Annotated in this window: 9 protein-coding genes and 4 tRNA genes; 4 read left to right on the forward strand and 9 right to left on the reverse strand. The window is 65.4% G+C overall.

Annotated elements, in window-relative coordinates; all coding sequences use genetic code 11:
- Positions 1 to 155: 155 nt before the first annotated feature.
- The 3 genes from ACLFQI_RS07665 to ACLFQI_RS07675 form a co-directional block, all read right to left on the reverse strand.
- Positions 156 to 231: transfer RNA gene (locus ACLFQI_RS07665), tRNA-Thr, on the reverse strand.
- Positions 232 to 313: 82 nt separating this feature from the next.
- Positions 314 to 387: transfer RNA gene (locus tag ACLFQI_RS07670), tRNA-Gly, on the reverse strand.
- Positions 388 to 406: 19 nt separating this feature from the next.
- Positions 407 to 491 (reverse strand) — tRNA-Tyr (locus tag ACLFQI_RS07675).
- Between the two features lie 206 nt (positions 492 to 697).
- Between ACLFQI_RS07675 and ACLFQI_RS07680 the strand changes: the two genes are divergently transcribed.
- On the forward strand, positions 698 to 2,035 hold the full coding sequence (locus ACLFQI_RS07680; RefSeq protein WP_410758323.1) for a UDP-glucose dehydrogenase family protein: 1,338 nt from the start codon (positions 698 to 700) through the stop codon (positions 2,033 to 2,035).
- Positions 2,036 to 2,301: 266 nt separating this feature from the next.
- The gene (locus tag ACLFQI_RS07685; protein WP_410758324.1) at positions 2,302 to 2,805 is read left to right on the forward strand and encodes an OmpP1/FadL family transporter; all 504 of its coding nucleotides are present in this window, start codon (positions 2,302 to 2,304) and stop codon (positions 2,803 to 2,805) included.
- 90 nt (positions 2,806 to 2,895) lie between these two features.
- Here the strand turns inward: ACLFQI_RS07685 and pth are convergent, their stop codons facing one another.
- The 6 genes from pth to ACLFQI_RS07715 form a co-directional block, all read right to left on the reverse strand.
- Positions 2,896 to 3,480 carry an aminoacyl-tRNA hydrolase gene (pth, locus tag ACLFQI_RS07690; protein ID WP_410758325.1) on the reverse strand — a complete coding sequence of 195 codons (585 nt, stop codon included), beginning with the start codon at positions 3,478 to 3,480 and terminating at the stop codon, positions 2,896 to 2,898.
- 80 nt (positions 3,481 to 3,560) lie between these two features.
- The gene (locus ACLFQI_RS07695; protein WP_410758326.1) at positions 3,561 to 4,178 is read right to left on the reverse strand and encodes a 50S ribosomal protein L25/general stress protein Ctc; all 618 of its coding nucleotides are present in this window, start codon (positions 4,176 to 4,178) and stop codon (positions 3,561 to 3,563) included.
- A gap of 97 nt (positions 4,179 to 4,275) precedes the next feature.
- Positions 4,276 to 5,229 (reverse strand): ribose-phosphate diphosphokinase, encoded by a 954-nt coding sequence (locus ACLFQI_RS07700; protein WP_410758331.1) that lies wholly within the window; start codon positions 5,227 to 5,229, stop codon positions 4,276 to 4,278.
- Between the two features lie 57 nt (positions 5,230 to 5,286).
- Positions 5,287 to 5,361, reverse strand: a tRNA-Gln gene (locus ACLFQI_RS07705).
- Between the two features lie 14 nt (positions 5,362 to 5,375).
- The gene (ispE, locus tag ACLFQI_RS07710) at positions 5,376 to 6,248 is read right to left on the reverse strand and encodes a 4-(cytidine 5'-diphospho)-2-C-methyl-D-erythritol kinase (RefSeq protein WP_410758327.1); all 873 of its coding nucleotides are present in this window, start codon (positions 6,246 to 6,248) and stop codon (positions 5,376 to 5,378) included.
- A gap of 14 nt (positions 6,249 to 6,262) precedes the next feature.
- Positions 6,263 to 7,858, reverse strand: a complete 1,596-nt coding sequence (locus tag ACLFQI_RS07715) for a tetratricopeptide repeat protein (RefSeq protein ID WP_410758328.1) — start codon at positions 7,856 to 7,858, stop codon at positions 6,263 to 6,265.
- Between the two features lie 352 nt (positions 7,859 to 8,210).
- Here ACLFQI_RS07715 and hemA point away from each other — a divergent pair, with 352 nt between their 5' ends.
- Both hemA and prfA read left to right on the forward strand, forming a co-directional pair.
- Positions 8,211 to 9,491 carry a glutamyl-tRNA reductase gene (hemA, locus tag ACLFQI_RS07720; protein ID WP_410758329.1) on the forward strand — a complete coding sequence of 427 codons (1,281 nt, stop codon included), beginning with the start codon at positions 8,211 to 8,213 and terminating at the stop codon, positions 9,489 to 9,491.
- Positions 9,488 to 10,567: a peptide chain release factor 1 gene (gene prfA, locus ACLFQI_RS07725; RefSeq protein WP_410758330.1), complete on the forward strand. Its 1,080-nt coding sequence runs from the start codon at positions 9,488 to 9,490 to the stop codon at positions 10,565 to 10,567. The genes hemA and prfA overlap by 4 nt, the downstream gene beginning before the upstream one ends.
- The last annotated feature ends 33 nt before the right edge of the window (positions 10,568 to 10,600 follow it).

Here is a 10,600-nt window from a genome sequence, read left to right on the forward strand (position 1 = left end):
CCAATCGTGCCGACATTGACGTGCGCCTTCTTTCTCTCGAACTTTTCTTTGGACACTGACCCTATCTCCGCGCGCTTGGATGTCGTCTGTTGTTCCCAGTCTGCCGCCACGAATCGTCGGACGAGTCCGATGAACCGGACCAAACTAGACGGAAATGGAGCCCATGACCGGAGTTGAACCGGTGACCTCACCCTTACCAAGGGTGTGCTCTACCAACTGAGCTACATGGGCGACTGAGCTACCTGAACGAATGTTTTCGAGCCAAAACCTATGCGTGGCGAACCCGCGTTCACGTCCCGGCGAACGCCAAAGATGGAGCGGGTGATGGGAATCGAACCCACACCATCAGCTTGGAAGGCTGAGGTTCTACCATTGAACTACACCCGCAATGGCGGACGACTCAATATGGTGGAGGGGGGAGGATTCGAACCTCCGAAGGCTGAGCCGTCAGATTTACAGTCTGATCCCTTTGACCGCTCGGGAACCCCTCCTCTAATCAGCCGAGCGAGGCAGAATACCGAACAACCTCCTGGCCGTCAACACCCCACGGCAAATTGATCAAACCCGGCCGCGCACCGAAGACGGCGCCGTCTATGGCACCGACCTTCCTGGGCAATACCCAGCCGCGTTTACGGTAGACTCGCGAGACCCGCGCAAGCACGCGTGTTCCCCCCATGACACATAACGAGGATTCTCGATGGACGTCACCATCTTTGGAAGCGGCTATGTCGGCCTGGTGACCGGCGCTTGCCTGGCCGAAGTCGGCAATCAGGTCATCTGCGTCGATGTCGACGCCGACAAGATCGCCATGCTCAACGCCGGCGGTGTCCCGATCTTCGAGCCTGGACTCGACGATCTGATCGCCAAGAACCGTCAAGCCGGCCGTCTGCGCTTCTCCACCGACGCCGACGAAGGCGTCGCCCACGGGTTGTTCCAATTCATCGCCGTCGGCACCCCGCCGGACGAGGATGGCTCGGCCGATCTGCGCCATGTCCTCGCGGTGGCGCAGTCGATTGGCGAGCGCATGACCGGTTACCGGATCATCGTCGACAAATCGACGGTGCCGGTTGGCACCGCCGATCGCGTCGCCGAGACCGTCCGCGCGGCACAGTCGGAGCGCGGCCAGCGCATCGATTTCGATGTCGTCTCCAATCCCGAATTCCTCAAGGAAGGCGCCGCGATCGAGGATTTCATGCGCCCCGACCGCATCATCGTCGGCACCGACAATCCGCGCACGGGTGAGCTGCTGCGCGCCCTCTACGGCCCGTTCAATCGCAATCACGACCGTGTCATGGTCATGGGCGTGCGCTCCGCCGAGCTGACCAAATACGCCGCCAACGCCATGCTCGCGACCAAGATCAGCTTCATGAACGAGCTGTCGAACATCGCCGAGGCCGTCGGCGCCGACATCGAGATGGTGCGCGTCGGCATCGGTTCCGACCCGCGGATCGGCTACCAATTCATCTATCCGGGCTGCGGCTATGGCGGCTCCTGCTTCCCCAAGGATGTGCGCGCGCTCGAGCGCACGGCCACGACCATCGGCTACGAGGCCGAACTCCTGCAGGCGGTCGAGGCGGTCAACCACCGCCAGAAGGAACGCCTGTTCAGCAAGATCGAGCACTATTTCGAGGGCGCGCTTCAGGGCAAGACCTTCGCCCTCTGGGGCCTGGCGTTCAAGCCGAATACCGATGACATGCGCGAGGCCTCGAGCCGCCGCCTGATGGAACAGCTGTGGGCGGTTGGCGCGCGCGTGCGCGCGTTCGACCCGGTCGCCGCCGAGGAGGCGCGGCGCCTCTATGGCGAGCGCGCCGACCTGGAACTGGTCGAGAATCGCATGGACGCGGTCGAGGGCGCCGACGCGCTGGTGATCGTCACCGAATGGAGCGAGTTCCGCAGCCCGAACTTCGCCGACATCAAGGCGCAGCTGAGCACGCCCGTGATCTTCGATGGGCGCAACCTGTTCGATCCCAATCAGGTCACGGCCGCCGGGCTCACCTATGTCTCGATCGGACGCGAGCCCGCGCGTCCCCTCTAAGGCGATTGACGGAATAGCCCGCACCGAATTGCGTAGGATTTTCGTTTGCTTTCAAGGACTCTCGTCGGGAGCATAGCCGGGCCCTGTGACCGGCGACACCCCCGCCGGGTTGCGCGGCCGCGCAACCCGGCATCCACCACCCTCACCGCCTAGCTCGCGAGATCGCGGGAACGCTTGTGGCCGTCGCGCCGATCGGCGCGCCACCGGCGAATCGGCATGATCATTCGCAACCAAACCGGTTGACAATTCGCAACGAAGAAGTCACCTTGTACGCCAAGATGTTTCAGTATCGCAACAAATTTGACCAAACCGGCCCCAGGCGATCGCCATGCCCCAACGATCTCGCCCTCAAATGCGATCTCGGCGCCGGCCTTGGCCGGCCCAGCCATCCGGGCGCGACCTATGACGCGCGCGACTGCTTGGGCGGCGCCAAGGGCGCCGGCTTCGGCTGGGACGACATGACCGTGTTCAAGCTCGGCGCTCAATACGCGGTCGACGACACCCTGAAGCTACGTGCCGGCTATAGCTACGGCAAGAATCCGATCGACGGCAGTCAGGTCGCCTTCAACACCCTCGCCCCGGCAACCCCGGAAGAGCATTTCACGGTCGGCGCCAGCTATCGGGTCAAGGACACCATCGAGCTGACCTTCTGGGGCATGTATGCACCGGAAAAGAGCGTCTCTGGCCCTGGGGCGTTCACCGCCGACCAGGCCCCCGAGATCAGCATGGAACAGTACGAGGTCGGCCTGAACGTCGCGTTCCTCTACTGACCCTCACCGAACAATAACCAAAGGAGGCTTAGCAAGCCGCGAACGCGCGGCTTGCTATTTTTTTGTGCGACCGAAGCGGGACGCGATCAGTCAGGGGCGCGCGTGCAAGCGATTCATCACCCGCTGATAGTCGCCGGCCAAGAGTTCCGGAAGACAGGCCTCAGCCTCATCGACGACCTCGAGGATCGCGTCTAGATCGGGGCGCGAGGGACGACTCAGCACATAGCCGATCACCTGCTCCTTGGTCCCAGGATGGCCGATGCCAATGCGCAGGCGCCAAAAGTCGCGACTGCCGAGCGCGGCAAGAGTATCGCGAAGACCATTATGGCCGGCATGACCGCCGCCGAACTTGAGCTTGGCCGTGCCCACCGGCAGGTCGAGTTCATCGTAAGCGACCAGCACCGCGTTCGGCTCGATCTCGAAATAGCGACACACCGCCGCCACCGCACGACCGCTATGGTTCATGAAAGTGGTCGGTTTCAGCAATCGCAGATCGCCATCCGCGCCACTGACTCGGGCCACGAAGCCCTGGAACTTGGCCTCCGGGCGCAACTCCACGTCAGCCCGCTCAGCGATCCGGTCGACCAGCCAATAGCCGGCATTATGCCGTGTCCCGGCATACTGGGGGCCGGGGTTACCGAGCCCCACGATCAGCCGAATGCCTTGCTCTGCCATCGCCTTTAAGCCAAACGGGCAAGCGCTAGGCGCGAGCGCCCATCATCACCTCGCCGTGTCCTGATCAATCGGCGCGCGACTCATTCGCCGCCCGACGTCTCGGCACTGTCGTCAGCGTCCGCGCTCTCCGAGTGCGGCGTGTAGATCATCACCACCGGCGTCTCGGGATCGAGCGAGTGGGTCAGTTCCACGCCCTCCGGGAGCTTGAGTTCGGCGACATGAACGATGTCGCCGAGCGCCATCTCGGCCATATCGACGCTGAGATACTCGGGCAGATCGGCCGGCAAGCAACTGACCTCGATCTCGGTAATGTTGTGCGAGATGGTGCCGCCCATTTTCAGGCCGGGGCAACCGGCCTCGTTGAGGAAGTGGATCGGGACGGTCAGACGCAGCTTCTCGTCCCGGCTCACGCGCAGGAAATCCACATGCAGCAAGAAGGGCTTGGCCGGATGGCGCTGCAGATCCTTGAGCACGACCTTGGTGGTCTCATCGCCGAGCTTCAGATCCAGCAGGCTCGAATAGAAGGCCTCATAATCGATCTGCCGCTCAAGCTCGTTATGCCGCACGGCAATCATCGTCGGCTCGGCGTTACCGCCGTAGACGATCCCCGGTACCAGGCCGGTGCGACGCAGGCGGCGGCTCGCACCCTTCCCCGTGTCGCTCCTCGGCTGAGCCACGACTTCGAATACAACACTCATGACTGAGTCTCCAGATTGAATCACAACAAAACGCCGGCATCCGCGACCAGATGCCGGCGCCAGCGAAGGACACGCGCGCAAGGCGCGTTGGCAATGGTCAGTCGACGAAGAGCGAGCTGACCGATTCCTCGTTCGAGACCCGCCGCATGGTCTCGGCAAGCAGCTCGCCGATGCTTAGCTGGCGGATCTTTCGACAATCGCGGGCCTCGGGGCGCAAGGGGATGGTGTTGGTGACGACCAGCTCGTCGAGCGCCGAGGCCGAGATGTTATCCACCGCCGGTCCCGACAGCACCGGATGCGTGCAATAGGCCTGCACCTTGGACGCCCCCTGCTCCTTGAGCGCGGCGGCGGCTTGACAGAGCGTGCCGGCAGTATCGACCAGGTCGTCGACGAGCACGCAGGAGCGCCCACGCACATCGCCGATGATGTTCATCACCTTGGCCTCGTTCGCGCGCGGGCGGCGCTTGTCGATGATCGCCAGATCGGCGTCATCGAGGCGCTTCGCGATCGCGCGCGCGCGCACCACGCCGCCGACATCGGGCGAGACCACCATCAGGTTATCGTGCTTCTGTCGCCAGATATCGCCGAGCAGGATCGGCGAGGCATAGACATTGTCGACCGGAATGTCGAAGAAGCCCTGGATCTGATCGGCATGCAGATCGACCGTCAACACCCGGTCGGCACCCGCCGAGCCGATCATCTTGGCGACCAGGCGCGCGGTGATCGGCACCCGGGCCGAACGCGGCCGCCGATCCTGACGGGCATAGCCGAAGTATGGAATGACCGCCGTGATACGCTTCGCCGAGGCCCAGCGCAACGCATCGATCATCACCAACAATTCGAGCAGGTTATCGTTGGTCGGCGCGCAGGTCGGCTGGACGATGAAGATATCCCGGCCGCGTACATTCTCCTGGATCTCGGTCATCACCTCGCCGTCGCTGAACTGGCCGACGACGGCCTTGCCCATCGGCAGCCCCAGGTGGGCGACGATCTCATTGGCGAGCGCGGGGTTGGCGTTTCCCGAGAACACCATCAAGGCGCTCGCCTGCACGGATTGTCCTTTGGTCTCAAGGGGCACCGATATGGCCACTCTCGGTCTGGTGAATAATGGCTGGGGCGCCAGGATTCGAACCTGGGAATGCTGGGATCAAAACCCAGTGCCTTACCACTTGGCGACGCCCCAATGGATGAGTCCACTCAGCTGTTTGCGTCCTCGTCGCGCGGCGAGGCGAACAACGGCGAGCGATTGCGCCCGCGCGCGACGAAGGCCGGCAGCTCCGGCGGCACCTCGCCGCGCAACCGCTCGGCCGCCGCGCGATCCGGCAGGGCCGCGAAGAGGCAGGCCCCGGTGCCGGTGAGCTTGGCTTCAGCGCGCTCGGCAAGCCAACGGTAGGCGCTGGCCACCACGGGATAATTCGCGAGCACCGTGGCAAGGCAGTCATTGTCGGCATTGCCGCGCAGAAAGTCCGCTAGTGTGATTGGCGCCGATCCTCTTGTCAATCCCGGATCACCAAAAACCGCGGCGGTCGAGACCTGGCAGCGCGGCACCAGCACCAGATACCAGGGCGTCGCCAGCTCGACCGGCTCCAGGCTCTCGCCAACGCCCTCGCCCCAGGCCGCCTCCCCGCGCACGAACACCGGCACATCGGCGCCGAGGCGCAGACCGAGTTCGGCGAGCCGATCCGTGGCGAGCGCGGTTCCCCACAATCGGTTCAGGGCATGCAGGGTCGTGGCCGCATCCGAGCTGCCGCCGCCGAGCCCCCCGCCCATCGGCAACCGCTTATCGACGCGGATGCTCACCCCGGCGTCACAGCCGGTTTCGGCTTGCAGCGCGCGCGCCGCGCGCACCACCAGATCCTGCTCCGGCGGGATCTCGGCCGGCCCATCAAGCCGTTCGACGCGCCCATCGGCGCGCGGCTCGAAGAACAGCCGATCGCAGCGGTCGACGAACTGGAACACGGTCTGCAAGCGATGATAGCCATCGGGCCGGCGCCCGAGCACTCGCAACATCAGATTGAGCTTGGCGGGCGCCAGCCAGGCGCCATCCGCGTCGGGTCGTGGAATCCACATCGCCATCGACGCCCTCACCGATCGGTGTGCGAGAAGCGAAAGCGATTCAGCACCCGCAACAGATATTCATGCTCCGGCGCCTCGTCGAGCGCGTGCCCCCACACCTCGCGCGCCTCCTCGCGCCGGCCCAGGGACCAGAGCACCTCGCCAAGATGGGCCGCGATCTCGGCATCGAAGCCGTGGGCAAGCGCCCGGCGCAGATAGTCCTCAGCGCTCTCTGGCTGGCCCTTGCGGTAGAGCACCCAGCCCATGCTATCGAGAATCGCCGGATCCTCGGGGCGCAGCTGCAACGCGCGCTCGATGAAGGCGAGGGCGGCGTCGAGGCGATCCGTGCGATCGGCCAAGGTGTAGCCCAGGGCATTGAGCGCGTCGACATGATCGGGGTCGTCGACCAGGATGCGCCGTAGGTCGCGCTCGAGCATCGCCACATCGTCCATCGCCACCGCCAGCATCGCCCGCGCATAGAGCAGATCCGCGTTATCCGGATGCTCCTCGAGGGCCTCGTCGTAAACCTCCAGTGCGCGCCGATCGAGTTCCTGCGCGCGCAGCAACTCAGCCTCGATCAGATAGAGGGTCACGGCCTGGCCGGGAGACCGATCGCGCAATTGTTGGAGCAACTCGCGGGCACGCTCGATCTTGCCCTCCTCTGCGTAGAGGCTGGCGATACGCACCTGCGCACTGGTGCGATTCTGCCCGCGCACCTGCGCATAATAGGCCAAGGCGTCATCGTGGTTGCCGGCCTGCTCCTCGACCTGCCCGAGCAAGAAGGCGACATCATGCGGACGCTGCTCAAGCCGTTGCAGCGCCTCGAGATGATCGCGCGCCTTGTCGAGTTCCCGAGTCTCAAGCGCCAAGACAGCGGCCGCCATCAACACATCCGGACGCTCCGGATCCTCTTCGAGCAGCTCATCGAAGACCGCCAGGGCCTGTTCAGGCTCCTCGGCGTCCATGTGCAACTGCGCCTTCATCAGCATCAGCTCGCGATCGGCGGGCGCCTCGGCGAGGTAGCGATCGAGCCGGGTCTGCGCCTGCTCGATCCGCTCGCGTCTGACCAACAGGCGCACCAGGAACAGGCGCGGCTCGCGCCAACCGGGGCGCAGCTCGGCGGCGCGCTCGGCCAGCTCCATCGCGGCCGCATCGTTATCCGCGGCCGCAGCCAAAGTCGCGAGCGCGAACTGGGCGTCGGCATCATCCTCCGCGTCGAGCGTCTCGACCAGCGTCCGCATGACCCGGAGGCGATCGGCGGGATCGGGGAGCCGACCGAGGATTTGCGCGGCCTGCAGATAGCCCTGCCCCGGAACCCCGGCGAGTTCGATCACCCGCTCCAGCGCGGCCAAGGCCTGCTCCTCATCGCCGGCCTCCAACGCCAGGAAGGCCGCGAGTTGATGCGCCTTGGGCGCGTCGGGCTCCAGCTCGGTCCAGAGTTCGAGCGCGCGCCGCGCCGCCGTCGAGCGCTTGGCGTTCAGGGCCGAGCGCACGGCGCGCTCGGCCAGGCGCGGCTCACGCGCGAGTTCGGCGGCACGCAGAAAATACTCGAAGGCGGCGGCGTAGTCGCCGCGCTGGAGCGCGACCTCTGCCACCAGCACGGCATAGATCAGATCGGAACTCAACCTCGGCGGCGATTCCGCGACCGGAGATTCCAACGGCGATTCAAGCACGGGCGCGGCCGGCGCCGACGCCGATTCGGGCGGCGTGGCGGCGGAGGGCGGCTGCCCGGCACTGCTCGCGAAGGCGGCCAGCGCGAGCAGCGGGGCAAGAAGAACGGGGGCGAGAATTCGGTTGCGCATAGACAAAGGGGCAGGCAGATGGTTGACCGCGATCAGCCGGTTGTTCGCTTTGATCGCAGTATACTCATGCAGTTCCTATCGCGGAAAGCAACCACTCGCGGCCCCGAAGCACGCTCCTTGCCGTTGCGCGGGCCGGGGAGCATCGCAGACAACCGGCTAGCCCTTCGACCTCGTCATGCCACTGATCGTACTCGGACTCAACCACAAGACCGCACCCGTCGACATCCGTGAGCGTTTGACCTTCGGGCCCGACGTCATCGTCGCCGCCTTGCGGACGCTGCTCGAACAAAGCTCTGCGGACGAGGCCGTCATCGTCTCGACCTGCAACCGCACCGAGATCTACTGCGCGACGGCGGACGGCCGCGATATCGAAGCGCCGGTGCGCACCTGGCTCGGCCAATTCCACGGCATCGAGCCGCAACTGTTCGCCCAGCATCTCTATGCGCATAAGGACCGGGATGCCGTGACCCATCTGTTCAAGGTCGCCTGTGGCCTGGATTCGATGGTGCTCGGCGAGCCGCAGATCCTCGGCCAGGTCAAGGGCGCGTTCAAGACCGCCTGCGAGGCCGGCGGCAGCGGCCGGCTGTTGGGGCGGCTGTTCCAATGCACCTTCGCGGTCGCCAAGCAGGTGCGCACCGACACCGCCATCGGCAGCAGTCCGGTCTCGGTGGCGTTCGCCGCAGTCAGCCTGGCGCGCCAGATCTTCAGCGATCTCTCCAAGCAGACCGCGCTGCTGGTCGGCGCCGGCGAGACCGTCGAACTCGCGGCCCGGCATCTGCATCAACACGGCATCGGGCGCATCATCGTCGCCAATCGCACCGTCGAGCGCGCGCACCGGCTGGCGGTGCAATTCGACGGCTACGCCATTGCCCTGACCGAACTCGCGAGCCATCTGCCCGAGGCCGACATCGTCGTCTCCTCGACCGCCAGCCCGCTGCCGGTGCTCGGCAAGGGCACCGTCGAGCGCGCGCTCAAGCAACGCCGGCATCGGCCCATGTTCATGGTCGACATCGCGGTGCCGCGCGACATCGAGCCCGAGGTCGGACAGCTGCGCGATGTCTATCTCTATACCGTCGACGATCTGCAAGGCGTGGTCGACGAAGGCATGCGTTCGCGCAACCATGCCGCCGAGCAGGCGGTCGAGATCATCGACCTGCACTGCGAGGAGTTCATGGCCTGGGTGCGCTCGCTGGATGCCGTCTCGTTGATCCAGCACTATCGCGCGCGCGCCGAGTGCGTCCGCGACGAGGCCCTCTCGCGCGCCGCGCGCCAGCTCGCCGCCGGCAAGCCGCCAAACGAGGTCATGCACCACCTCGCCCATCTGCTGACCAATAAGCTCTTGCATGAGCCCAGCGTGCGCCTGCGCCAGGCCGGCCGCGAAGGTCAATCGGAGCTACTGGATGCCGCCAACGAGCTGTTCCAGCTCTCGCAGGGTCAAGATAGCGGCCGCCGATGAATCCATCCATTCGCGGCAAGCTGGATCGGCTCGCCGAGCGTTTTGCCGAGATCAGCGCCCTGCTGGCCGAACCCGAGGTCCAGGCGGATCAGAACCGGTTCCGCAACCTCGGGCGCGAATATGCGCAACTCGAGCCGCTGCTCAACTGCTGGCAACGCTATCTGGACCTCGAATCCGAGATCGCCTCGGCCCGCGACATGCTCGCCGATAAAGAGATGGCCGAGCTGGCGCGCGAGGAACTCGCCGCCGCCGAACGCCAGCGCGAGCAGCTCGAACCCGAACTCAACCGGCTGCTGATCCCGCCGGACCCCAACGACCGCCGCAATATCTATCTCGAGGTGCGCGCCGGCACCGGTGGCGCCGAGGCCGCCCTGTTCGCCGGCGACCTGCTGCGCATGTATCTGCGCTATGGGGAGCTGCAAGGCTGGCGCCACGAGATCATCAGCGCCAGCGAGGGCGAGATGGGCGGCTACAAGGAAGTGGCGGTGCGCATCAGCGGCAGCGGCGTCTATGCAAGGCTCAAGTTCGAGTCCGGCGCCCATCGCGTGCAGCGCGTGCCCGAGACCGAATCCCAGGGCCGCATCCACACCTCGGCCTGCACGGTCGCCATCCTGCCCGAGGTCGATGCGGTCGACGAGATCAACGTCGATCCGAACGAGCTGCGCGTCGATACCTATCGCGCCTCCGGTGCCGGCGGCCAGCACGTCAATAAGACCGACTCGGCGGTGCGCCTGACCCATCTGCCAAGCGGCATCGTCGTCGAGTGCCAGGACGAGCGCTCGCAGCACAAGAACCGCGCCAAGGCGCTCGCGCTCCTGCAGGCCAAGCTGCTCTCGGCGGCGCGGGACGAACAGGCCGCCGAGCAGAGCGCCTCGCGCCGGCTGCAGGTGGGCAGCGGCGACCGCTCCGAGCGCATCCGTACCTATAATTTCCCGCAGAACCGCCTCACCGACCACCGCATCAACCTCACGCTCTACAAGCTCGACGAGGTGATGATGGGCCACCTCGATCAGGTCGTCGAACCGCTGCAGCACGAACATCAGGCCGACCTGCTGGCGGAACTGACGACCGCCTGAGAGACGGCCTGAAAGCTGAACCGCTTGCCTAAG

Source organism: Halochromatium sp. (genome assembly GCF_046541315.1).
In the GTDB taxonomy this organism is placed as follows: domain Bacteria; phylum Pseudomonadota; class Gammaproteobacteria; order Chromatiales; family Chromatiaceae; genus Lamprobacter.